This is a genomic window from Pseudomonas sp. Tav-5-1A (assembly GCF_055755055.1).
The window spans coordinates 4,112,683-4,134,693 of sequence record NZ_CM146901.1 but is presented as its reverse complement, the minus strand read 5'-3'; the positions used below and the strand labels follow the sequence as shown (position 1 = coordinate 4,134,693).

At 57.3% G+C, this 22,011-nt stretch carries 23 protein-coding genes; 7 read left to right on the top strand and 16 right to left on the bottom strand.

The window, feature by feature from the left end; translation table 11 throughout:
- Positions 1-200 precede the first annotated feature (200 nt).
- The 4 genes from AC0J42_RS18750 to AC0J42_RS18735 form a co-directional block, all read right to left on the bottom strand.
- Positions 201-1,313, bottom strand: coding sequence for an FAD-dependent monooxygenase (locus tag AC0J42_RS18750; RefSeq protein WP_473003013.1), 1,113 nt, complete (start codon positions 1,311-1,313; stop codon positions 201-203).
- A gap of 145 nt (positions 1,314-1,458) precedes the next feature.
- Positions 1,459-2,043, bottom strand: coding sequence for an isochorismatase family protein (locus tag AC0J42_RS18745; RefSeq protein WP_473003011.1), 585 nt, complete (start codon positions 2,041-2,043; stop codon positions 1,459-1,461).
- Between the two features lie 56 nt (positions 2,044-2,099).
- Positions 2,100-2,939 carry a pirin family protein gene (locus tag AC0J42_RS18740; protein ID WP_473003010.1) on the bottom strand — a complete coding sequence of 280 codons (840 nt, stop codon included), beginning with the start codon at positions 2,937-2,939 and terminating at the stop codon, positions 2,100-2,102.
- Between the two features lie 10 nt (positions 2,940-2,949).
- A complete protein-coding gene (locus AC0J42_RS18735) occupies positions 2,950-4,014 on the bottom strand; it encodes an alkene reductase (RefSeq protein WP_473003008.1) in 1,065 nt (354 codons plus the stop codon).
- Positions 4,015-4,114: 100 nt separating this feature from the next.
- On the opposite strand from AC0J42_RS18735, the gene AC0J42_RS18730 reads away from it, so the two are divergent.
- Positions 4,115-4,996, top strand: a complete 882-nt coding sequence (locus AC0J42_RS18730; RefSeq protein ID WP_473003006.1) for a LysR family transcriptional regulator — start codon at positions 4,115-4,117, stop codon at positions 4,994-4,996.
- Between the two features lie 121 nt (positions 4,997-5,117).
- Here the strand turns inward: AC0J42_RS18730 and AC0J42_RS18725 are convergent, their stop codons facing one another.
- Together AC0J42_RS18725 and AC0J42_RS18720 are read right to left on the bottom strand one after the other, a co-directional pair.
- On the bottom strand, positions 5,118-6,086 hold the full coding sequence (locus tag AC0J42_RS18725) for a DMT family transporter (RefSeq protein ID WP_416427723.1): 969 nt from the start codon (positions 6,084-6,086) through the stop codon (positions 5,118-5,120).
- Positions 6,083-7,291 (bottom strand): tetratricopeptide repeat protein, encoded by a 1,209-nt coding sequence (locus AC0J42_RS18720; RefSeq protein ID WP_473003004.1) that lies wholly within the window; start codon positions 7,289-7,291, stop codon positions 6,083-6,085. The genes AC0J42_RS18725 and AC0J42_RS18720 overlap by 4 nt, the downstream gene beginning before the upstream one ends.
- Before the next feature lie 118 nt (positions 7,292-7,409).
- Between AC0J42_RS18720 and AC0J42_RS18715 the strand changes: the two genes are divergently transcribed.
- The gene (locus AC0J42_RS18715) at positions 7,410-8,297 is read left to right on the top strand and encodes a LysR family transcriptional regulator (protein ID WP_473003002.1); all 888 of its coding nucleotides are present in this window, start codon (positions 7,410-7,412) and stop codon (positions 8,295-8,297) included.
- A gap of 38 nt (positions 8,298-8,335) precedes the next feature.
- Here the strand turns inward: AC0J42_RS18715 and AC0J42_RS18710 are convergent, their stop codons facing one another.
- On the bottom strand, positions 8,336-8,896 hold the full coding sequence (locus AC0J42_RS18710) for a helix-turn-helix domain-containing protein (RefSeq protein ID WP_416427726.1): 561 nt from the start codon (positions 8,894-8,896) through the stop codon (positions 8,336-8,338).
- 295 nt (positions 8,897-9,191) lie between these two features.
- Between AC0J42_RS18710 and AC0J42_RS18705 the strand changes: the two genes are divergently transcribed.
- Positions 9,192-9,695 (top strand): GNAT family N-acetyltransferase, encoded by a 504-nt coding sequence (locus AC0J42_RS18705; protein WP_473003001.1) that lies wholly within the window; start codon positions 9,192-9,194, stop codon positions 9,693-9,695.
- Between the two features lie 27 nt (positions 9,696-9,722).
- On the opposite strand, the gene AC0J42_RS18700 is transcribed toward AC0J42_RS18705, so the two are convergent.
- Positions 9,723-10,214, bottom strand: coding sequence for a GNAT family N-acetyltransferase (locus AC0J42_RS18700; RefSeq protein ID WP_416427728.1), 492 nt, complete (start codon positions 10,212-10,214; stop codon positions 9,723-9,725).
- Between the two features lie 230 nt (positions 10,215-10,444).
- On the opposite strand from AC0J42_RS18700, the gene AC0J42_RS18695 reads away from it, so the two are divergent.
- Entirely contained in the window at positions 10,445-10,774 is a 330-nt protein-coding gene (locus tag AC0J42_RS18695; protein ID WP_416427729.1) for a DHCW motif cupin fold protein, read from the top strand.
- 419 nt (positions 10,775-11,193) lie between these two features.
- On the opposite strand, the gene AC0J42_RS18690 is transcribed toward AC0J42_RS18695, so the two are convergent.
- A complete protein-coding gene (locus AC0J42_RS18690; RefSeq protein WP_473002998.1) occupies positions 11,194-12,159 on the bottom strand; it encodes an AraC family transcriptional regulator in 966 nt (321 codons plus the stop codon).
- A 121-nt stretch (positions 12,160-12,280) separates the two neighbouring features.
- On the opposite strand from AC0J42_RS18690, the gene AC0J42_RS18685 reads away from it, so the two are divergent.
- Entirely contained in the window at positions 12,281-13,243 is a 963-nt protein-coding gene (locus AC0J42_RS18685) for an SDR family NAD(P)-dependent oxidoreductase (protein WP_473002997.1), read from the top strand.
- Between the two features lie 139 nt (positions 13,244-13,382).
- On the opposite strand, the gene AC0J42_RS18680 is transcribed toward AC0J42_RS18685, so the two are convergent.
- On the bottom strand, positions 13,383-13,784 hold the full coding sequence (locus AC0J42_RS18680; RefSeq protein WP_473002995.1) for a GFA family protein: 402 nt from the start codon (positions 13,782-13,784) through the stop codon (positions 13,383-13,385).
- A gap of 174 nt (positions 13,785-13,958) precedes the next feature.
- On the opposite strand from AC0J42_RS18680, the gene AC0J42_RS18675 reads away from it, so the two are divergent.
- On the top strand, positions 13,959-14,402 hold the full coding sequence (locus AC0J42_RS18675; protein ID WP_473002994.1) for a GNAT family N-acetyltransferase: 444 nt from the start codon (positions 13,959-13,961) through the stop codon (positions 14,400-14,402).
- Positions 14,403-14,629: 227 nt separating this feature from the next.
- Here the strand turns inward: AC0J42_RS18675 and AC0J42_RS18670 are convergent, their stop codons facing one another.
- A complete protein-coding gene (locus tag AC0J42_RS18670) occupies positions 14,630-15,229 on the bottom strand; it encodes a histidine phosphatase family protein (RefSeq protein WP_473002993.1) in 600 nt (199 codons plus the stop codon).
- A 264-nt stretch (positions 15,230-15,493) separates the two neighbouring features.
- Positions 15,494-15,940, bottom strand: a complete 447-nt coding sequence (locus tag AC0J42_RS18665) for an NUDIX hydrolase (protein ID WP_473002992.1) — start codon at positions 15,938-15,940, stop codon at positions 15,494-15,496.
- A 633-nt stretch (positions 15,941-16,573) separates the two neighbouring features.
- Here AC0J42_RS18665 and AC0J42_RS18660 point away from each other — a divergent pair.
- Complete coding sequence (locus AC0J42_RS18660) at positions 16,574-16,978, top strand: hypothetical protein (RefSeq protein ID WP_473002990.1); 405 nt, start codon at positions 16,574-16,576, stop codon at positions 16,976-16,978.
- A 4-nt stretch (positions 16,979-16,982) separates the two neighbouring features.
- On the opposite strand, the gene AC0J42_RS18655 is transcribed toward AC0J42_RS18660, so the two are convergent.
- The 4 genes from AC0J42_RS18655 to AC0J42_RS18640 form a co-directional block, all read right to left on the bottom strand.
- On the bottom strand, positions 16,983-17,591 hold the full coding sequence (locus AC0J42_RS18655) for a class I SAM-dependent methyltransferase (RefSeq protein ID WP_473002989.1): 609 nt from the start codon (positions 17,589-17,591) through the stop codon (positions 16,983-16,985).
- Between the two features lie 193 nt (positions 17,592-17,784).
- Positions 17,785-20,214, bottom strand: a complete 2,430-nt coding sequence (locus AC0J42_RS18650; RefSeq protein ID WP_473002988.1) for a TonB-dependent siderophore receptor — start codon at positions 20,212-20,214, stop codon at positions 17,785-17,787.
- Positions 20,215-20,299: 85 nt separating this feature from the next.
- Positions 20,300-21,262 carry a FecR domain-containing protein gene (locus tag AC0J42_RS18645; protein WP_416425019.1) on the bottom strand — a complete coding sequence of 321 codons (963 nt, stop codon included), beginning with the start codon at positions 21,260-21,262 and terminating at the stop codon, positions 20,300-20,302.
- A complete protein-coding gene (locus AC0J42_RS18640) occupies positions 21,259-21,780 on the bottom strand; it encodes a sigma-70 family RNA polymerase sigma factor (RefSeq protein ID WP_473002986.1) in 522 nt (173 codons plus the stop codon). The genes AC0J42_RS18645 and AC0J42_RS18640 overlap by 4 nt, the downstream gene beginning before the upstream one ends.
- Between the last annotated feature and the right edge of the window lie 231 nt (positions 21,781-22,011).

Genomic DNA, 22,011 nt, shown 5'->3' with positions numbered 1-22,011 from the left:
ATCATGCTGTAGGAGGCGCGCTGGCATTGATGGGAGTCGCGGTGGGGCTGCGTAAAAAGAAATAGCATTGGGGATCAACCGGAGTCATGGGCCCAGCATCCGTGGCTGCTGGCCATTTTTGGGCAGAAGGCGGCCATTCTCCAATGGTTGCTTTCGACCCAAAGCGGACCCTGACAGTTAAACCATCTGCCCGCTTCTCTTCATGCTCGGGCGAGTTTCAGATACTCACTGCTTATATTCATTGAGTGCTTCACTAGGCCCCGGATGAATGGCAGTCGAGCCTGCTCATAACGCGCTAGCACAGTAGCAAATGTTTCTCCGGGGCTTCGCCTCGCCAGCAGATGCGCCACGGTCGAAGCGTCCTCCATGCCAGTCAAAAGCCCTCTGCCGGTCATAGGCGTGATGACGTGCGCAGCATCACCAATGATCGCCATGTTGCCTCGGGCAAGCCGTTGCGGAAGGTATTCAGCGATGGGAGAGCCGCTAAGCGTGTTTGGAGAGCGGATACCTGCCAGCACTGCTTCCCGCCATCTTTCCGGCCATATGGTATGGGCACGCTTCGCTAGTGCTGACCTGACGCTGTCATCGATCATGCCTCGGGCGAGAGTTCCGACAGTATGCCCTTCTGCGGTCAAACAGCCAGTACGACGCAGCAGCTCATCTTGATGGGCGTCAAACCAGGCAAATGTGATTTGTCGCTGCCCAGGCTGAACAGATCCGTCACGACCTGGCAGCGTTGCTGCAACAAGTCTGTAACCGCCTACGAACTCAATCCAAAGGCCACCATCCGAGGGCCAGGACACCGGGTTTTGCAGCGTTTGCTCGTCAACAAGCCCACGCCAAACGAGATAGCCTGCGTATTTCGCAAACGGCGCCTCAGGCGCTATCGCTTGTCGAACAACGCTACGATAGCCATCCGCCCCAGTAACCACTGGCGCCGTTTGCTGATGGCCATCTGCGAAGGTGATTTGAACTGAGTCGCCTAGGTCAGAAACAGAAGACACTCGTCTGCCGCCTTCAAGCACTATGCCGGGAGCCTCGTTCACGCGGTCTCGTAACCAGCCATAGAGCGCTGGCCAAGTAGTGAGATCTCTGTAGGCTGGGACGACGGGGAGCGCAGGTGACACACGGGGATTGTGCCCGGTTGTGGCGGCCAGGAGGGCCAGATCGACGGTTAGACTGTCGCCGCCTGACGCGTGTCCTTCGGACTGCTCAAGTACACGAACTCTCAAACCTGATGATGCGCATGCGAGTGCTAGGGTGAGTCCGGCGAGCGAACCGCCGATGATGGTGATCTCTTCGTCTGAAGCCATTGATTCAAGATCCGGTGATGAGGACAACCATGAAGGCAGATGACGTCACGTCGACGGCATTGCAAAAAAGGCGACTCATTCGTCGCTTCTATTGCCAAGGGGCCAGAGGAGCGATATTCCAGCTCCTCTGGCTTAGAGCAAGGAGTCAGTCGCCAAATGCTTCCATCAGCACCTGAACCAATTGACCGCCCTCTGGGGTGGCCCAACTGCCTGCCAGTTCGGCGATCAACTGATTGGTGGTGGTGAGGGTCACACCGGCTTTATCCATGCGACGCAAGGCGATGTCGTCAGCCATTTTGGTAGGCGAAGCACCACCGTCAGCCACGACTTGGACTTCGTAACCATCGCGTACGAGCGACAGTGCCGGGTATACCGTGCAGACGTCGTTGGTCACGCCAGCGAGGATGAGTTTTTTGCGGCCAGTGGCTTTCACGGCAGCGGCGAAGTTTTCATCGTCCATTGCGTTCACGATGCCCAGACGCTTGATGCGACCGGCGAATTCGGTCGGAAGGATCTCTTTCAGCTCGCTCAGCAGAGGGCCTTGTGCATACTCCTCCATACTGGACGTCAGTACGACAGGGAGCTTAAGGATGCGAGCTGCTTTAGCGAGCATCAGAGCGTTGCGTTTGAGTTCTTCAAACGGCATGGACTTCGCCCACCCCATGGTGCCGACCTGGTGGTCGATCAGCAGGAGTGCAGCATTGTCGGCACTGAATTTTTCGTACGTCATGGTCTTTCTCCTAGCGATTGTATGGGGTGCACCACCCCAGTTGGGGATCATTAACTTCAATTGAATGCTTGCAGAGTTCCAAATGCACCGCGCTGGTATCCACTGACTGCCTTGGTCAAGGCCTCTGCGGAAGCAAGCGCCAGGGGCCCTTGCCAAAACACCGGCTGGTTCAACGGAACGCCCGAAAACATGACCGCTTTAGCGTTGCCATTCTTGGCAGCCAGAGTCACAACTCGATCCGCTGTCTGTGGCAGATCTACAGCAGCCTCGGGCTTGGTCAGGTCGAAGGGTTTGCCGTCGACCAAAACCTCACCGTCGATGGGCATTACAAAAGCGATATGCCCTTCTGGAATAGAAATCGCGACTTCGCTCCCATCCTCCAAGGAGATGTCCAGAAGGCGAACCTCGGTCGGCACTGCCAGTGGCGACACAGCACCCTCGAAGCTTCCGAAAGGCACGCGAATCTTTGCTCCTGGTTTGTAGACGACAGGCACATCCTGAGCTTCGAGACTTAACGCAAATGGCGCAGCGTCCTGCTTTCGCTCCGGCAAATTGATGAATATCTGAAGCATGTGGACGGTCTTGCCGGGTTCAGCCGGAACCTCCTCGTGCACGATGCCTTGACCTGCTGCCGTCCAGTGCAGCCCACCCGGTTGGATAAGATTGCGGTTACCCAACGAGTCTCGGTTGTCGATGCCCGTTTCAGAGTCCAAAAACAGGTACGAGACCGCTGAAAAACCTGCATGAGGATGGGGTGGGAACGTCGGCCCGCTGATCCACGCGTGATCGACACCCAAGAATGGATCGATTGGTTTTGCGTACTGGTCACCACGCAGGCTGAACGCCCTGAATTGGCTGCCATGGTTCATACGTTGCAAACGTGCGCTGGATGACATGACGGTCTCCTTATGCCCGTTCGGACATGGTTGGATAGTCGATGTAGCCTTCAGCGCCAGGGGCGTAGAAGAGGTCTTTGTTCGGTACGTTCAACTCAGCACCGGCCAGGAAGCGTTGCGGCAGGTCAGGGTTGGCCAGGAACGCGCCACCGAACACAGCTGCGTCAGCCTTGCCATCTGCGATCAGAGATTGAGCACTTTCTTTGGTCTGGCCACTGCCGACCAGGTAGCTTCCGTCGAACAGAGGTCGCAGGGCTGCGTGGTAGTCGAACTGGGCACCGAACAGCGCCACATGTAGGTAGGCGAGGTTCAGACCGCGCAGTTGCGAGACCAGATAGGTGTAGGTTTCCTGCGGGTTGGCATCGACGATGTCGTTGAAGTTCATCTCCGGCGAAATCTTGATACCTACACGGTCACCACCTACTTCACTGACCATGGCAGCGAGTACCTCCAGGACGAAGCGGGTGCGGTTTTCGACCGAGCCACCGTATTGGTCGTCGCGCTGGTTGCTGCCGGTGGACAGGAATTGCTCTGGCAGGTAACCGGATGCTGCATGCAGTTCGACACCGTCGAAACCGGCTTCAATCGCCAGGCGGGCCGCGTTGCGGTATCCAGCGACAACATCAGCAATTTCCGAAACGCTCAGTGCGTGCGGGGTGACGAAATCTTGCAGGCCAGTTGCAGTATAAGTCTGACCCGCTGCCTTTATCGCGGAAGGGGCTTGGGGCTGTGCACCGTTCGGCAGGAGCGATGGATGGGACACTCGTCCACAGTGCATCAGCTGCATAAAGATGCGGCCGCCGCGAGTATGAACGGCGCTAGTGACTTTCTTCCAGGCGGCCACTTGGTCAGTGGTTTCGATACCAGGGGTGCGTACATAGCCTTTACCCATGGCAACCGGAAATACGCCTTCGCTGATGATCAGACCTGCCGAAGCACGCTGAAAGTAGTAAGTGGTGACCAGATCGGAAGGTACGCCAGCATCGTCAGAGCGCGAGCGAGTCATTGGCGCCATGACCATACGGTTGGAGAGGGTGTAACGACCTACTTTGACTTCGGAAAAAAGAGAGTTCATTGCGGTGTTCCTCAGTGGTGATGTGCCTATGATTAATCAATCCGTATCCGGGATAAATCCGGTAAAATTGAAATCACTGATCCACTGATGGAGCAATGCATTGGAGTATCTGAATGACATGGCGTTGTTTGTCGAGGTTGTGAAAGTCCGCAGCTTTCGAAAAGCTGCCGAGGGACTGGACATGCCCAACTCAACGCTTTCGAGGCGAATCAGTGGCCTGGAAAAAGCCATTGGCCTGCGGCTGCTGCATCGCACAACCCGGAAAATTGAACTGACCGAGGCGGGACAGCTGTATTACGAACGCTGCAAGCGGATCGTCGATGAGGCTAGACTCGCTCATGAGCAATTGGGAGAGATGCTGGCTCGTCCTAGCGGCCTGTTGCGAGCGTCACTCCCAGTGGATTTTGCCAATGTCTACCTGGCACCACTGATCGCTGAGTTCGCTCAGCAATACCCTGGCATCAGCTTCGATTTCGACCTCACGCCCCGGCAAGTTGATCTGATCAGCGAACCAGTCGACGTAGTGATCCGCATGGGCGAACCCCCAAGCTCTAATCTGATTGCGCGGAAGTTGGCGAGCCTACAACGCTTCTTGTACGCCTCGCCGCAGTACCTGGAAGTCTCGGGAGAGCCACAATCACCTCTGGAATTGACTCACCATGAGTGTTTGCGGTTGCGCGGCCCGAGTTCGGATCGCTGGACGCTTTCAGGCAAAGGTGAAACGGAGCAGGTCGATATCGGCGGGCGATTCGAACTCAATAGCGTCGGGATGTTGAGACGTATGGCGTCGCTGGATCTGGGGGTTACTTTGCTGCCAGAGGGAATCGCCGCTCAGGACGTGGCGGAAGGGAAACTGCGAAGGATTCTCCCTGACTGGCAGGGATCACCTGTCTCGGTGTATGCCCTGACCGAAACTCGATTGCTTCCTGCCAAAACCCAGCGCTTCATCGAATTTGTGCGCGATAAGCTAGCCACTCAATAGCGAAACCGGATTGCTATTTTAATGGCGGGAGTCTGCTTCTGGCCGTGAGCGGCCGTTGCTCAGCTTAGCCATCCTGTCATGAACATTATCGCCACCTGCCGCCGTTGCCCCCAACTGCGCTTCAGTGCCGAAGAAAAAAGCCAGACCGAAACCAGGTGCTCCCCGACGCAGAAACCGCCTTGTTACACATCACAATACCGCCGATCACCAACGCTCCCCCCGCCGCGGTATAAACGCTGATGTGCTCATCGAGCAGCCCCCACCCCAGCAACACCGCGGTCAACGGGTTAAGCGCAATGAACACCCCCGCGCGGGTAGCGCCGATCACCTGGATGCCGTTATAGAACCAGATGTACGCCAGCGCCGAACCAATGGCCCCCAGGTAGGTCAGGCTCAACAGTTCGTTGGCCGGCAACGCCCTCACCAGCTCCAGGCTGAACTGCCCTTTGGCAATGGCGGTGACGGTCAGCATCGCCGCGCCGGCCCAGATCGAGTAGGTCACCGTATGCAACGCGCCGATTTCCTTGACCACCGACTTGCCGAACAGGCTGTAGGCTACCCAGCTCAGCACACAGCCGAAAATCAGCAGGTCGCCGCGCCAATCAGCGCCATCGCCGGCGATCGCCAGGTGGTTTTTGGAAAATATCACCACCGCCGCGCCCATCAGGCAGAGCACAATACCGAACGCTTTCGCGAGGGAGATCGCCTCGCGATACATGAGATAAGCGCCTATCGCCATGACCGCGGGATTCAGCGCCACGATCAACGACGCCCGTGAGGCGCTGATGATGTGCAGCCCATAGAAAAAACACAGGTTATAGGCGTAAATACCGCAAAAACCCAAGCCCAGCACTTTGACCACCTGGGCCCCCGACAGCCTCACAAATGCCTGTTTGGACAGCAGCAAAAATACCCCCAGCACTGCACCTGCCAGCAGGAATCGCACGCTGGCTGACAGCAGGGCAGGGGTATCCACCGACATGTAGCGCCCGGCCACGAACGTTCCGCCCCATATCATCGCGACCAGGGATAATTGCAGGTAAATCAACCGTTCTGAATATCGGCTCTGTAAGCCACGAGTGTGCGTCATGCCGAGAGTTTCTCTGGTTGGGTTGACGGGATTTGCTGCACCGCGTAGGCCATGGTCAGTTCCAGGATCTCTCGCTGAGCGCGGCTACCGCCAAGCAAATGCCAATGCTCGCGGCTGGCGCTCAATAGGTCGTGGCTTTCGCTGTAGCGTTGCAGGGTGAAAAGATGGATGGCCTTCAGCACATTCATGCCCGCATGGTGGGCTTCGGTTTCGACCCCGAATCCATCGCTGTCCACTATTTGCTTCTCGATCAGGATCGTTTGGTTGGTGGCGGAAAAAGCAAATGCCGCGTGGATCTTATGGAAGTATGAAGTGGATGCATAAATGCTACCGGTCCAGAGCATGGCCAGCCGCTTCCACATCACGCGGTAAGTTCCATCACTGGACTTGAGGCGTAGCCGCCAAAGGAAGCCCACTGCATCCAGGTCCTGCTTTGCAAAAGGGCTGTCCTTGAGTGCGTACAAAGAGTCAAACGCGAACAACGCTTGCTCCAGGTTGTCGCAGCGCTCGTAAGCAATTGCCAGGTGCCAGTAGACGTGCATTCGCATGCCTGGGTTTTCGATCCAGTGAACCTTGCTGTTTTCCAGAAACGTTGTAAGCTCCTGCCACTCGCCCAACTCATGCAGGGCATGGGCCACCGCGTGAATGCCGTAAATATTATCAGGTATGAGCGCCACCGAGCGCAGGCCTACGGCCAGGGCCTCGTCGAAGCATTTGCTTTCGCACAGGACAAATGCCTTCATGGATAGATAATAACCATAGAGTTCGGTTTCATCGGACATGTGCGGGTCATAGGTGACGAAGTCCGGTTTCAAGCGAACTGTTTTGCCGGTGCAGAAATCCAGCATGTGCAGAAAAAAAAGAGCAATTACGTCAGTCGGGTAAGTGCTCATGTGTTTGGCAAATAACGCTCTTGCCATCTCGTACTCGAAGTTTACCCAGGCGATGAACGCCTTGTGAATGAACTTTACCTCAGGCAGCGAGCTGAAATGCACCGGGGTTTGCTGCAAGAACAGTTTAAATTTGTACAGTTCCTTCATCTCACAGCTCGTTATCGCGTCAAACCCGACGAGGATTTTCTTGTACAAGGCTTGCGCCTCACTGGCCGGTAGGTGATCGTTGGGGATTCCTCGCAACGCCAAAAATTCGCCGTTGATTTCCGGCCACAATGATGAAATTCCATCGGTTTTCCATTGGGTGAGCATCATTTCTTCCTTAACGAGCCAAGAGACATAGGTTCGGTGCTTGCCGTTATTCCTATTCGCACTATACTTACGCATTTTCTGCCTCATATGGAAATGAGCAAATCCTCATGCCCCGCCAATGACGCTTACCCAACTCGAGATTTTTGTGGCCGTGGCAGCGCGGCGTGGTTTCACCTTGGCCGCTGCGGACCTGAAGGTGTCCCAATCGGCGATTTCTCATGCGGTGAAGGCCCTTGAGCAAGAGCTGGGGGTTGAGCTGGTGGTCCGCCACCATGGCCAGATCGAGCTGACCGACATCGGCGCGCGCTTGGTTCAGCGGGCCAAGTCCATGCTGGGCATGGCCGACGCCATGCGCCTGGAGGCGGCCGATGCGCGGAACCTGACCCTGGGCACGCTGCGCATAGGTTCTTTCGGCCCCACGTCTTCGCAGCGCCTGCTACCCACCATTCTGCGCGAGTTCCGCGCGGCTTATCCGGGCATAGAAGTTCACATCGACGAGGGGCCGGATCGCCAGGTTGTTCAATGGCTATTGGAGCATCGCGTCGATGTGGGCTTCGTTACCTTGCCCGACGGTCAGTTTGATACCTATCCGCTGATCGAAGATCAGATGGTTGCCGTGCTGCCGCTCGACCATTGCCTGGCGCCCCAAGCCTCGGTAAGCCTGGGCGACCTGTGTGCCGACCCCTTCGTCCTGACCGAGGCCGGCTCCTCTGAACTGGTATCGCAATTGTTCGCGGCGGCACGGCTGCAACCGCGCGTGCGCTACCGAACCTCACAACTGATGAGCACCCTGGCTGCGGTGGAGCGCGGCGATGCCGTGACGGTGGTGGCGCAATCCTCGTTGCCCCAGCGCGCCTCGGCCGAATACCTGACACGGCCCTTGAACCCTGCGGTCAGGCGGGTGGTCGGGCTTGCCGTGCTGGACAAAACCCAGGCTTCCATGGCAACCCAAGCCTTCATTGCCGTGGCGCGCAGGTGCTACGGCGGTGTCTCCAGCGGGCGCTAGCGGGGTGGGGGAGTGGATTGCGTTGCAACCCTGGGCAATCAGGACACGCTAAGGGCAACCACCGCATAGACGCATGGCTCGCTGCTCTCATTCATGAAGATGCAGTCTGCAGGCGGGCCCAGTTCCAGGCAGTCGCCTTCGCCCATGCGGTGTTGGACATTGCCTTCTACAAAAACCAGCTCGCCGTGGATCACCCATATCAATTGCCGCAGAAACGCATAGGCGGAGGCTGGCATTGGCACCTGCTTGCCGGCGGGCAGCGCCACCTGGACAAGATCAATCGGCAGGTCGGAGCCAGGAGACACATGCCTGCGCTCATAGCCTGTCATGGGGTCAATCCAAAGTGGTTGATCTGCGGCACGCAGCAGCTTCCCATGACCTAGTTCTGCCCGAGCCATGAGCGTGGACATGCTGAGGCCAAAGGCGCCGGAAAGCTTGCCTAGCAAGTTCGCTGTTGGGCTGCTGTCCGCGCGCTCGACCTTGTAAATCATGGCTCGCGAAACCCCGGCTTTGGCAGCCAGCTCTGTCAGCGACCATCCCCGGCTTTCCCGCTCGACCTTTATTCGGGCACCAATTTTCAGGTCAACGTCATTTTTCATCAGGATCTTCTCGCTGGATGATCGGCAGCCGTGCGGCAGGCGGCATCGTCGGTGATTCTGCCATTCGGCATCACTATGCGGGCACAGTGACGGCGAATGCGTAATTTTTTCACGTACTACTATAGTAATACAGTCATTGGAGGGGCACATCGCGGGGATCGGGGCGTACGAGCGACAGGTATGGTTTTTATTCAAGCATTCTCGTTGGGTATAAGCGCTTTTGAAAAACGTTGCTATCCTGTCAGCTGTAGTGAGTGGGGTATCTACTATAGTGACTAAATGGAAAGGGAGCGCCATGGAAATTGTCGATGCAGCTGCGAGCCATATCGAGGGGATCACCGCTATTTACAATGACGCCGTGGAGAACACCACTGCCATCTGGAATGACCTGCGGGTCGACACTGCCAATCGTGGTGCCTGGCTTACCGAGCGCACACGAGCGGGCTACCCAGTGTTGGTCGCTGTCGACGCCAACAGTAGCGTGCTCGGCTACGCCTCTTTCGGTGATTGGCGGCCGTGGGATGGTTATAGGCACACCGTTGAACACTCCATCTACGTTCGTGCCGATCAGCGAGGGAATGGCATCGGCAAGCAACTGTTGAGGGCGCTTATAGGCCGCGCCCGCAGCGCCGGCAAGCACGTGATGGTGGCCGGCATTGAAGCCGGTAATTTCGTCTCGATAGGTCTGCATGAACGGCGTGGATTTGAGCATGCCGGCACCTTGAAGGAGGTCGGCGTGAAATTCGGCACTTGGCTCGACCTGACCTTCGTCCAGCTAAAACTGGACCGCTACCCCTAGACGCTTTCTGGCCGAAAGTGGTTTATATCAACCGATGGTTTTGGCCATTTCCGAGGTGCCCATCCAGCCTATTTGCTCATACACAGGCTTTCCAACCTCGGTTGCGTGCAACACGGCGAAGGTGATGCCTCGTCCAGCAAACTCAGCCTCGGCGATTTGCATCAAGGCTGAAGCCAAGCCACGGCGGCGATAGGCTGGTTCGACAAAGACATTGAGCACGTACCCCCGCCGGCCCATGGTGGGGTGCGATGGGTGGGGCGGCCAGTCGATGGTCATGAGGCCAATGCTCGCCACGGCCTGATCAGCATCGCAGAGCGCAAAACCGTAGTACCGGCCGTCGTCCAGTCGCTCCTGAAGCCATGGGCGAAAGTGTTCAGTCATGACGCGCAGTGCATCAGGCTCCCCGCCAGCTTCAAGAAACATTCTTTGCCGGTGCACGGCGATCATATCGGCGTCATCTGGGCCAACAGGTCGGCATTTCAGCCCGGAAAGCTCGATACGTCCTTGTGGTTCGTTCATCACTGTCTCGTCGATGGTAGGTGTTGAAGAACGAAAGGCTATGGCATTCAAGCGCGCAAAGGCAATGCTTCCAACCCGCAGCGGGTACTGGAAAAGCAGGCAGTCGCTACTTGATCGCACTACGAGCGCGGCTGTTTCTCTGGCGTATGGTGGACATCAGCCTGATCTGTATCTGTCGGCCGCCTCCAGCGTTCATTACGATTCAGCTCCAGCCCTCGTTTGAGACAATCATGCAACTCACAGATATCCCCTTTGGCACAACCGATTGGTCGAAAATAGAACCGACTGTTCATTCTGGCGAAGCTGGCATAGCGCTCTGGCGGACCCGCCAGTTCGGCAATGCAAGAGTGCGAATGGTTGAGTACAGCGCTGGCTACCTGGCCGATCACTGGTGTAGCAAGGGGCACATTCTGCTATGTCTGGATGGCCGACTGGAGACCCAACTCGATGACGGACGCACCTTCACCTTGACGGCCGGGATGAGCTACCAGGTAGCCGACAACGCTGAAGCTCACCGTTCCTCAACTGCCACCGGTGCAAAGTTGTTTGTGGTGGATTGAGACTTGACCCAAAGGGCTTCTTGGGGACAGAAACGGTCGGCCAGCCTCTGCACGGTAACCACTGCCGGAGGCTGGGCTGGGCCTTGACTTCACTGGAAAACTTCAGCGTGTCCCGACGCCAGCGGCTACCTGCAGCGGCCGCCAGGCCGCGTCACAGGCGATGCGGCACATCTGGGGGGCGGCGCGTGCCTTCGGCAGCTATGGCATACGGCTGATATGTGATGCTTGGGGTGAAGGGCTGCTCGTGGCCGATTGCAGCCCTTAGAGACAGGCCTCGTTGGTTCGGTAGCCGCCTCTGGGCCAATTCCGCATAGCGGGTTCGGTTGGATGCAGACCGCTTCGCGAATTTAGCCAGGGGCGGAGGCATTGACCTTTAGGCAGGTTTACGAACCGGCAGATATCGGCCAGAAGCTATCCCTCTATCCAAGTACCCGAGGCTTCTTTACCAAGGCTGGCCGTGCTCCAGGCCAAGATATGGAAACTGCTCGCTCCCTGTATTCACGAGGGGAACAACCCATCACGCGCTTGAACGCATGGCTAAACGCACTATCGGAGTCATAGCCTAGCTTCTGTGCGATAGACGAAATAGTAACCTGATTGTTCGTTTTTAAAAATTTTGCAGCTAACTGCATGCGCCAGCGCAAGACGTACTCCAATGGAGTGGTACCGGACTTTTCCTTGAATCGCAGTGCGAAGGTCGACCGGGAAACACCCGCAATTTCGGCAAGGTTTTCAACCGTCCAAGAGCGTGCGGGATCGGCATGAATGGCTTGAATGGTTACCCCTATACGCGGATCAGATATGGCAACCAACCAACCCGGGACGTTATTTACTTCCTGAGTCGAATACATTCGTAACACCTGCACCAGCATGATGTGGCCGAGGTGCTGAACGATGATGGAGTTCCCAAGCGAGGGATTGGTAAGCTCGTGAGCCATACGCCGAAGGGCCCAATTCAGCACGGAAGCTTGATCCGTACCACTTTTGATGACGGCAACGGCGGGCAATCCTTCAAATAGCAGGCTAGCTTCCTCACCGAAGTCAAAACGACCTCCGATCAAGAAAAACGCATCAGCCGTACCACAGCTGGCAATGCCATTGACAGCGTGGCGATAGATCGCCTCTGAGTGGATGGCCGGAAATGACAAGTCGCTGCGAAGGGAAAATGCCCGCTTGCGTGGCAAAAGAAAGCAATCTCCAGCTGTCAACTGGATCGGTTGCCCCAAGCCTTCCACCACTAGCCAACAAGTCCCTTCGACGATCGCATTGAATTTGACGCCATCGGGCGGCGGGAAGTCGATAGCCCAGTCGCCGCCCGCCTTCAGACCTGCAAAAAGAGAGCTGTGGGTGTTCAAAAGAGAGAGGGCTTCGGAGAGGGGATCCATGGATGTAGGACGATCTCGACAGATAGTTGGACTTTGGTGCATTCAAAGTCCTAAGCCTAACCTAGACAATGGTCGCCGTGGATGTTTTCCCCTATCGCTTGCCAGATATCAAGGACACGCCATGACCAGCAAACAGTCTCCCATCCAATCGGGGTTTGGAGCGGCAACCACCGCAGCAGCGGTACTCGAAGGGCACTATCTGACCAACATCACCGCTATAGTGACTGGGGGGCATTCGGGCCTGGGCCTAGAGACGACAAAGGCACTGAGTGATGCAGGCGCGCGTGTCGTTGTTGCGGCACGTGATGTTAAAACTGCGCGCGCAAACACCAGCGGAATTTCGAATGTTGAAATCGAGCAACTGGATCTTTCCGACCTGGCCAGCGTGCATGACTTTGCACAGCGTTTCCTGGCCAGTAATCGGCACATCGACATCCTGATAGGCAGCGCAGGAGTCATGGCTTGCCCGGAAACCCGCGTAGGGGCAGGCTGGGAGGCACAGTTTGCCACCAATCATCTGGGGCATTACGCACTCGTAAATCTGCTCTGGCCTGCGCTCAAGGGTGGTGCAAGGGTGGTCATGGTGTCATCGGCAGGGCATCAGCAATCAGATATTCGCTGGAAGGATGTGCACTTCACACAGGGTTACGATAAGTGGTTGGCCTATGGTCAGTCGAAGACGGCCAATGCGTTGTTTGCCGTCCACCTTGATCGGCTTGGTCAGCACGAAGGTGTCCGTGCTTTCTCCCTTCATCCCGGTAAAATTCTCACACCGCTCCAACGCCATTTGCCTTTGGACGAAATGGTTGCCGCCGGCTGGCTGGACGCGAGCGGCAACCTTGCTGATCCTACTTTTAAGACAACACAGCAGGGCGCGGCCACCCAAGTTTGGGCCGCAACAGCTCCGCAGCTAACTGAAATGGGAGGTTTGTATTGCGAGGACTGTGAGATCGCATCGTTAAACGAAAACGAACCACCATCCTTTGTCGGCGTCCGGCCCTATGCCGCAGACCCTGAACAAGCTGAACGCCTTTGGGCGCTATCCGCCCAGCTTACCGGGCTTGACGCTTTTGACAGGAAATAGTGATCTGACAAGAACCGACAGTCCAGCAGACGGATGCGTGGAATTGACCGTATTGGCGATCCTGGTCGACTGCCGCTCGATGCTAAGGGCAGCAATGGATTGTGGTCAGTCATGATCGTCTGCTTTCGACCCAGAGCGGTCACTCAGATTTTGAGCAACAGACAGATGACTTGTACCAAAGGGCTGCGGAATCGACGTGGACGTGCTTTTGGTTGTGGGGCAGGAGTGGCGTATCAAGCGTGCCTAGCGCTACCGAAATCCAGTCGGAAAATTCACCCTCACAACGTGACCAGAACAGGGTCGAACCGCACTCTGCACAGAACTCGCGCAACACCGTCTGTGAGGATGCATAGGTCTTGAGGTTGTTGGCGCCGCGAAGAATTCGTAGCGCGCTACGCGGAACGCTGCCATATGATGCAAACGCGGCTCCGTGAGCCTTGCGGCACTGGCTGCAATGACAATGGCTTACTGCTTTGGGAGGGACGAGCAACTCATAACCGACCTCTGCGCACAGGCAGCTTCCTTGGTATGCCTTGGGCATGTGTTTCTCCATGCGGTCAAAAAAACCAGTGTAACTGCCCCAGACTCGATCCGCCGAGAGACCGCCTGTGGCCGATAGCGGCTGCCCCGGCGATGGCTACGATTATTTGTCGGACTTTGCTATACAGCTCGTAGACCATGCCCTGTCTGCAGGCTCAATAAAAAGGCTAATGGAATGGCACTTCAACTTCGACAAGCACGTATCACCGATCTTCCGGCCGTCTATCGAGGCGAGGAGAGCTACATCCGCTGCTGGGAGCCCAAGCATGAATCTGCTTGGCGCACCCAACTGGAACGACACCTGACGCGGTGGGTAGAGAATTTTGACCGTCTGACAGTCGCGCTCATGGACGATCAATTCGCGGGTTACTCACTCTGGGTGCCTGAGCACTCTCACGCGGAACTTTGCACTGTTCATGTCGGGCCTGAGTATCGACGTTGCGGCGTTGGAATGGCCCTCCTGGAAGCTTTTGTGACGGACGCGGCACAGCATGGATTCCGGCAGCTGCGGCTGAGTGTGCGAGCGGATAACCCTGCGAAGAGACTGTATGAGAAAGCGGGATTTTTATGTGCCGGGCTCGGTGCGCATGATTACCTGACGTACGAACGCCTCGTTTGAGAGGGCTTTGTTGTTTGTCCGGTTCTGGACGAGTGCCGTCTCTGGTAACCAGCCATTCCCGCTCCAACGCGGACAGCCCTCGATCCACTCGGTGTCACTCGCTAACTCAGCGCCAGAACTCTTTGAGTCTTTTGCGCAACAACTCCAGTGCTCGCTGGAACACCGAATGGCATTCGGTGTAGGGGAGGTCTTCGAGCGAGGCTGAGGACGAGAGCACGACTGCACAATTATCCAGGTGGGAGTGAGGCCTTTAACGTCTCCAGATCGACTGTCGGGAGTTCGAAGTTTTCCAAAGCGAGCATGCTGCCGTTGGAGAGTTGCCAGCTGTAGAAGTCTGAAAAGTCGCTTCTGGCCAGTGCGCGGATTGTCTTTGCAACGAAGCCATGCGCAACGAGAAGAATACGCTTCGATGAGTATTTCGACTCCAAATCGATCATCCCGCCTCTGACCCGTTCCACAACGTCAACGATCGACTCCCCGCCGGTCGGGGCAAGCCCCCATTGGCGCGTTATATTTCGCGACCAAAGCTGCGGATATCGCTCCTTCGCTTCTGCCTGAGTCAACCCCTCGAACACCCCAACATCACGTTCTCGAAAGCAGTCCGTTGCCTGCACCGGGAGAACAAGTCTCTCGTCCAGGATACTGGCGGTTTCTATCGCCCGTAAACGTGGGGACACGACAAGTGCGTCCAGCCCAGGGGGCATATTCGCGGCCAGCGCCCTGGCTTGTTCACGTCCTCGTGCTGTAAGCGAAGGATCGAGCGAACCCAGGTAACGTTGTTCGGCATTCGCCCAGGTTTCTCCATGCCGCACCACATACAAATCCATGAGTTCCCTCTCATCAGGCCAAGAGTGGGAATTGTAGCCATGTTGCAGTGGCTGGCGCTGCTGATCTCGAACAGCCGCTTCTGGCCGGAAGCGCTTATTCAGAAGCTGGGTATCTGCCGAGCAAGGGAAGGGTTCACATGCCTGTCACGCACATACCCTCAAGATATCGCGACAGGGAGCGGACGACCATAAGGTGAGGCGAACGCATGAAGCGGTACTACGTTGTAACGCACGGAGAAGCACAGCATCATCTCGATCAAGTCGTCAGATGCCCGCGCGCACGAGGATGTCGACAAGCCCTTCCGGAAATATCCGCTCATTGGTGGACCTCAATTCTTCAATGGACCACCAATAATGGTCTGTCATGACCTGGCGCTCATGGGGTGACCACTCCGAACGGGATAGGGACTGGTCCCCGGCATGCACGACAAAATATTGCTCAACGGCCAGCACCGTCTCGCCACTGGGGAGAAGCAGCGAGACACGCCGGTGCGCCACTGCTTCCCCCGTTACTGAAGCTTGCAGACCGGTTTCCTCACGCAACTCGCGCATCGCCGCAGCGTGGAATGTCTCGCCTTGTTCCAGGCCACCTCCAGGGGTTGCCCAGTGGCTAGTGCCTGCCAAAGCATCCTCGGTATGGGTAAACCTGAAAAGGAGCACTTTTCGAGACGGGCTGATAACGAGCAGTCGCGCTGCCTTGCGTTCGCGCATACGTGGTTCCTTCTTCTACAACCGCGGACCGTAAATGCTGGATGACCCAGATGATATTTACGGCTCTTTTGCTGATCAGCAAATTGGCTCAACCGGGTGTTACAGCCGGCAAAACGCCTAAAAGTCTGCAGGCCTGCTAATCGGTGGTTTGCTGCCAGGCTTGGCCAACTCATCCCATTCAGTAATCTGAGCCTGTCTTCGTTGCGGAAAATACAAGCATAACTCGGAGCCCACTTGCCCCTTCATGGAGGGGGCCGGTTTCGTGCCCTGGATCACTACCGCAATGATCCCGTCCGGCCCGGAGAAATAAGCGTTCGAGCGAAAAAACGATGGCCCGGTCAAGGTGCTCAAGGTTTTGCAGGCTGCCCGCGCTGCTTTTATCAACGCCGGTTCGCGGACAGCATCAGCATTCGCCGTTGCCCACCCCAGCAAAGCTATCCAGAACGCCAAGCACTTCCATGTCAATTTCCGAATCTCCAGTCGGTGAAAAACCTATTCATCGCGCAACGTGAGCAGCTTGCCAGTTGATGAAGTTATCCGAAAAAAATGACCGTTGTAGTCCGCGGGCCGTGGTCATAAAAGTGGAATCTCACTCGTGGATCATGCTGGGTATTAGCGGAGGAGGGATACCCCATGGACTGGAAGCTGGCGCTGGTATTGTCGGCATCGATTTTCACATCTCAGGCCCACGCGGATTCAGTTGCACAAGTACTGGGAGGCGCGCTCGGCTCGCTGGACTGCGTTGATATTAACGATGTAAGTAGCAAGCGTGTGTGCGAAGCACGCGCTGTATCAAACGGCGGCGGATGTCGTCAGCTGTCATCCTCTGCCGATCGTGAAGCCTGCCTGGATAGATCTGTCTTTCCACGCAAGGCTCGGCTCGCGCGGCTGGGTGGTGATCCGATAAAAACAGATCTGCGCTGGCCGCCGACCGAACAGGCCGCGCCTGCTGCGCCGCGGTTGCCCGGTACCGAACTTGACCGCATCGCGGGTGGCTTGGGAATAAGCCCGTTGAGGACTACGGCACTCAAACCCTGACACCTTAGCGAGTTACGGCAATGGTTTCGGGCATTCTGACGATGAGGTCGAAGCGATGCCAGTTGAGAGGGCCGTCGTCTCTTTCAATCAACGTTTCAGTTTCCCGTAGTAGCGCGATCTCCATGCCGCCGCAGAACCCTCGAATATCCTGCTCGGTGTGGAGAGTGAGGTTTTCTAGCGCGGACCATCCATGTCGGACTCCGAAAAAATGGCCGACAAACACGCCACCTGGTATCAGGGCACACCGAATGTGGTCCCACAGCAATGCAAAATGGCCAGGCCGGCAGAAGGGCAGTGACAAGCCGGCATGGATCAAGCCCGAGCGCGGCAACGGTGGCATTTGTTCAAAGCTGGCGAGCGCAGTGGTTAGTCTTCCGTGCTTTTCCGCTGGGCACGTCGCCGTAGTTAGCGCAATGGCTCCAGGCTCTTTATCGATAGCCAATACATGCCAGCCGGCGTCTAGCAACTGTCTTGTCTCGTTGCCCGCGCCACACCCCAGATCAACGGCCCATGGAGCACTTGTCCTTTCTGGCGCCAGGGCCAGTGCTTTGGCTAGCAGTGCGGAGGGGGCACGTGTGGCGGTTTGATGATAAAAGTCGTTCCAGGAGCGCACCGTTAAACCTCAATTCGTCCATGTTGCGGGGTACAGGGACGCTAAACCAGATTTGATTGCAGGGTGTCGATCGGAGGCCCGCTTCTGGCCGAGAGCAGCCAGTCGCTGGGCCTGTAATACACGGGAGAAATTCAGCGCGCCCTGCAGCCTGACGTGAACCAGCAACGGAAATCAGGCTACAAAGCGCCCATTATCAGAAGTCGTATCGCGTACTGATCATGAAGTTCCGGGGGTTACCATACAAACCTTGCGCTCCATTGATGCTACTGAAGTAAGTTTTATCGAACAGGTTGTTCAGGTTCAGCGTGGCGGAAAGTTTGGCGGTGAACTGGTAGCGAGCCATCGCGTTGAACACCGCGTAGTCGTCCTGTTTGATGGTTGTGCCGCTGAACGCCACGTAGGTCGGGGAATTCCAGTTGACGCCACCGCCTAGGGTCAGGGCATTCCAGTTCCCGCCGACGTTGTAGGTGGACCAGAACTTTACCATGTCGACTGGTATGGTCGTCAGGTTGCGGTCACCCTGGGCGTCACGCGTTTCGGCATGGGTATAGCTGCTACTTAGGTTCCAGCCTTGCACGGGTTGGCCATTGAGTTCCACCTCATAACCCTTGGTGATGGCACCTTTGACGGCGCGGTAGGCGCTATTGCTGGTTCCGGGAATCGTATAGCCGATATCCAGTTCGGCGAGGTTATCGCGCTTGACTTCGAACACCGCCGCGCTGGTGTTGAGGGCACCATTGAAGAACGCGCCTTTCCAGCCGGCTTCGTAGTTCTGGCCCGTGACCGGGTCAAGCACTACGCCGTTGCGATCCTGGTTGCTCTGTGGCTGGAAAATGTCGGTGTAGCTCAGATACACCGATTGTTCCGGAGTCAGGTCGTAGACCAGGCCTGCGTAGGGGGTGACTACGCCGTTTTCGCGTCGTCTCGACGTGCTGCCGGCCGTGCCGGTGTAGTAGCGCAGGCTGTAGTCGTAGCTGTAGTCGGAGTTGCGTACGCCCAGGATAAGATTCAGGTCGTCGGTCACCTTGAAGCGGTTGGCGATGAAAACCCCGCGCTGCTGGTAATGGGTCTTCATCACGAACGAGGGCGTATAGGTCGTACCCTCGGGCAGGTAGTTATCCCACGTGTAGAAGTTGAAGAGGTTGGAGATGCCATCGCTCAGCACGTTATGGGTGTTGTCGTAGCTCGTGTAGTTGAAGCCGGTGACCAGTTCATGGGCGCGTCCGAACAGCTCGTAGGGAGCGTGCAGAGTCAGGTTGAAACCTTTCTGGGTTTGGTCCGCATTGGCCAGTCCACGATCGGCCCGGGCGTTACCAGTGGTCTGGTTGAGTGAAGGCAGCACGCCTACGTCTTTGAACAGGTAGTTGCCGATCAGGTCGGTGCGGTCGATGTCCATGTAGTTGCCCGCAACGTCCAGCGACCAGTCATTGGCGAACCGATGCTGCAGGGCAACCAGGTAGTTGTAGGTCTGGATCTCGTCCTTGGCCCAGCGGGCGCCCACGCTGGTGGATCGTGAGAAGTGAGCCGGCTGGCCGGTGCTGTACACCAGGGGGACGCCGGCGGCACCGTCGATGTCGATTTTCGAGTAGTCGACCCCGGTACGCAGGGTGGTGTCATCGTCCAGGTCGAACTCCATCACGCCGTAGAGAATGTCTCGATCGCTGCCATAGGCGTCCATGAAACTGTTCTGGGTCTGCTTCGCGCCCACTAGCCTCCCGCGAATGCTGCCTTCGGCGTTAAGGGGACCAGAGACGTCTACCTCGCTACGGTAGAGGTCCCACGAGCCCGCACCGGCTTGCACATGGGCCTGAAAGTCGCGGGTCGGTCGCTTGCGGACCATATTGATCAGGCCACCTGGGTCGCCGGATCCGGTCATGAGCCCGCTGGCGCCGCGCAGCACTTCGATGCGGTCGTAGAGCACCATGTCCATCGAGGTTTGTGGGATGGTGCGGGTCTGGCTGTCGGACTGCGTAGTGATGCCGTCGATCTGGTAATTGGTGATGGTGCTGCCGCGGGAGTAAATGTCGAAGCGGTCCATGCCGCTGTAGGCCACATTGATTCCGGGTGTCTGCTCCAGCACGTCGGTCAGGCGATTGAGTTGCTGGTCATCCATGCGCTGGCGAGTCATCACGCTCACCGACTGCGGAGTTTCGCGCAGGCTGAGACTCAACTGGGTTGCCGTGGCGCTGGCACCTGTGGTGTAGGAACCGGTATTTTCAGTGAGCTCCCCCAGCGCGTACCCCGATACCGATGTCGCACCCAGCTCCATGGCGCCAGCGTTGTCAGTCACTTTCAGCAAGTACACGCCATTGCTCTGGCGTACTGCCTGCAAACCACTGCCTGCCAGCAACATGGCAAAGCCTGCGTCAACGCTGTAGCGACCGCTCAGCCCTGGAGACTTGCGCCCTTGGGTAAGCGTTGCCTCGAAGCTCAGGGCGACGCCTGATGCGCCGGCAAAGCGGCTCAGGTTTTCGGTCAATGACCCGGCGGCGATATCGTACGTACGGTTTTCATCAATGCTGGCTGAGGCAGCGAATGTGTTGGCCGGCCAGGCGAGGCTCGTGCCAATGGCCAGGTGAATGGCTAACGCCAGGGCAGCATGCGGTCGTTGGGTAAAGCTCACGGTTCCCTCCCCGAGAACACTCGTTAATCCGTTTCCAGGGGTAGGCCGAGCCAGGTGCAGGAAAAGTGCAACGCTTGCGGAAATTTTATCGGCGCCCGTCGCGAGCCACCACCGAGACCCAATAGCGGGTGCGCCGAACGACCTGTACCGGGAAGGCACTCTGCAGCGCCTCCAGTGCATGGTCGGTGTCGTCGATAGGGAACGACCCCGACACCTTCATCCTGCCAATCTGCGGATCGCATTGGAGAATGCCGGTGCGATATCGGGACAGGCGGGAGATCAGGCTTGCCAGAGGCTCATCGATCGCGATCAGGTGACCCTGTTCCCACGTTGCCACCGTCGCATCATTGAGACGCAAGGGCTGAGCACCACTTGGTCCGAATCGCACCTGCTGGCCCGCTTCAAGCCGGATGCCCGGGGCAGCACCGACCGTCAGCTCAACCGCTTTTTCCAACACCGACACGTTAGCGCCGACATCATCCACAGTGACAGCGAAACGCGTTCCCAGCGCGAGCACCCGCCCATAGCGAGTTTCGACCATGAAGGGGCGTCGTTGCTGATCACTGCCCGTTGTCACCAGGATTTCTCCTCGGCGTAGCGTCAGCAGGCGATGTTGATTGTCGTACTGCACATCTACCGCGGTGTCAGTGTCGAGCAACATTCGTGTGCCATCTGCCAGGTTGATCTCGCGCCGCTCTCCCACTGCACTTCGGTAGTCGGCCATCCACTCGCGACGGGTATCACTGCGCCATGCTGCACGACCCAATGCCCCTGTGCCGAACAACAGCGCAAGCCCACTGAGTACCTGTCGACGGGACTGAGCGACGCCGAGCAGTGTCGAGGATGCTACCCGTCGGGGTAGCTGCCCCATGGCATCAGTCACGGTTTGCATCCGCTCCCACGCCCATTGTCGTTCGGGATTGCCGTCATGCCACTGGTGCCATTGCAAACGCTGCTGCTCACTGGCCTCGCCAGAGGCGAGCACTGCGTACCAACGCGCCGCCTCGCGGATCGCGTCACGCTGTGCGCGGCTTGGCCCTGAATTCATACGTCCAGTTCCAGTTGCATCAAACAGCAGTGCTCCATGGCCTTGGCCATGTGGTAATTGACAGTGCGAACCGACAGACCCAATTGTTCGGCAATCTCTTTATACGTAAGGCCGTCGAGTTGGGAGAGGATAAACACCTGGCGCACCCTAGCCCCTAGGCCGGCGAGCATCCGATCAACTTCAAGCAGGGTCTGGAATACAATCGCCTGTTCCTCGAGGCTGGGCACTTCGGCAGGGGGCAAGCAGGCGAGGGTGTCCAGGTAGATCCGCTCCAGGGAGCGGCGCCTGAACAGATCAATCATCAAACCCTTGGCCACGGTTGCCAGATACTGTCGCGGATCCCGTATATCCTGGGCGTTGCATGCCTTGAGCACTTTCACGAACGTGTCCTGGGCCAGGTCGGCCGCATCGCTGTGGCAGGCCTTACGTCTGCGCAACCAGGTGCGAAGCCAGGAATTATGTTCTACGTAGAGATTGCCGACGATGGCGCTTGAGGGGGAAGACACGGCAAAAGCCATCCAGCTGCTTAGTGGGAATAGGTTGCATTATCGTTTGTAGTGCTGAACGGTGGCAATAGGCCTTGGTCAGGGAACTAGCGTCCGCTCCTGCCCGGTCGCAGTCACCACTATCGGCCGAAACGGCCTCAACAACCCTTGCCCATTTCCTCATACCTACCATCGACGAGCTGGCTCCCCTCGCTCCACACCAAGCTCGCTGTCATCCGGCGTCATGCACGTCTCCCTGCTAAA

Excerpts from the sequence above, each read along its gene's own strand:
- AC0J42_RS18750 (WP_473003013.1), bottom strand. The coding sequence starts at position 1,313 with ATGGCTTCAGACGAAGAGATCACCATCATCGGCGGTTCGCTCGCCGGA.
- AC0J42_RS18745 (WP_473003011.1), bottom strand. The coding sequence starts at position 2,043 with ATGACGTACGAAAAATTCAGTGCCGACAATGCTGCACTCCTGCTGATC.
- AC0J42_RS18740 (WP_473003010.1), bottom strand. The coding sequence starts at position 2,939 with ATGTCATCCAGCGCACGTTTGCAACGTATGAACCATGGCAGCCAATTC.
- AC0J42_RS18735 (WP_473003008.1), bottom strand. The coding sequence starts at position 4,014 with ATGAACTCTCTTTTTTCCGAAGTCAAAGTAGGTCGTTACACCCTCTCC.
- AC0J42_RS18725 (WP_416427723.1), bottom strand. The coding sequence starts at position 6,086 with ATGACGCACACTCGTGGCTTACAGAGCCGATATTCAGAACGGTTGATT.
- AC0J42_RS18720 (WP_473003004.1), bottom strand. The coding sequence starts at position 7,291 with ATGCTCACCCAATGGAAAACCGATGGAATTTCATCATTGTGGCCGGAA.
- AC0J42_RS18715 (WP_473003002.1), top strand. The coding sequence starts at position 7,410 with ATGACGCTTACCCAACTCGAGATTTTTGTGGCCGTGGCAGCGCGGCGT.
- AC0J42_RS18710 (WP_416427726.1), bottom strand. The coding sequence starts at position 8,896 with ATGAAAAATGACGTTGACCTGAAAATTGGTGCCCGAATAAAGGTCGAG.
- AC0J42_RS18705 (WP_473003001.1), top strand. The coding sequence starts at position 9,192 with ATGGAAATTGTCGATGCAGCTGCGAGCCATATCGAGGGGATCACCGCT.
- AC0J42_RS18700 (WP_416427728.1), bottom strand. The coding sequence starts at position 10,214 with ATGAACGAACCACAAGGACGTATCGAGCTTTCCGGGCTGAAATGCCGA.
- AC0J42_RS18695 (WP_416427729.1), top strand. The coding sequence starts at position 10,445 with ATGCAACTCACAGATATCCCCTTTGGCACAACCGATTGGTCGAAAATA.
- AC0J42_RS18690 (WP_473002998.1), bottom strand. The coding sequence starts at position 12,159 with ATGGATCCCCTCTCCGAAGCCCTCTCTCTTTTGAACACCCACAGCTCT.
- AC0J42_RS18685 (WP_473002997.1), top strand. The coding sequence starts at position 12,281 with ATGACCAGCAAACAGTCTCCCATCCAATCGGGGTTTGGAGCGGCAACC.
- AC0J42_RS18680 (WP_473002995.1), bottom strand. The coding sequence starts at position 13,784 with ATGCCCAAGGCATACCAAGGAAGCTGCCTGTGCGCAGAGGTCGGTTAT.
- AC0J42_RS18675 (WP_473002994.1), top strand. The coding sequence starts at position 13,959 with ATGGCACTTCAACTTCGACAAGCACGTATCACCGATCTTCCGGCCGTC.
- AC0J42_RS18670 (WP_473002993.1), bottom strand. The coding sequence starts at position 15,229 with ATGGATTTGTATGTGGTGCGGCATGGAGAAACCTGGGCGAATGCCGAA.
- AC0J42_RS18665 (WP_473002992.1), bottom strand. The coding sequence starts at position 15,940 with ATGCGCGAACGCAAGGCAGCGCGACTGCTCGTTATCAGCCCGTCTCGA.
- AC0J42_RS18660 (WP_473002990.1), top strand. The coding sequence starts at position 16,574 with ATGGACTGGAAGCTGGCGCTGGTATTGTCGGCATCGATTTTCACATCT.
- AC0J42_RS18645 (WP_416425019.1), bottom strand. The coding sequence starts at position 21,262 with ATGAATTCAGGGCCAAGCCGCGCACAGCGTGACGCGATCCGCGAGGCG.
- AC0J42_RS18640 (WP_473002986.1), bottom strand. The coding sequence starts at position 21,780 with ATGGCTTTTGCCGTGTCTTCCCCCTCAAGCGCCATCGTCGGCAATCTC.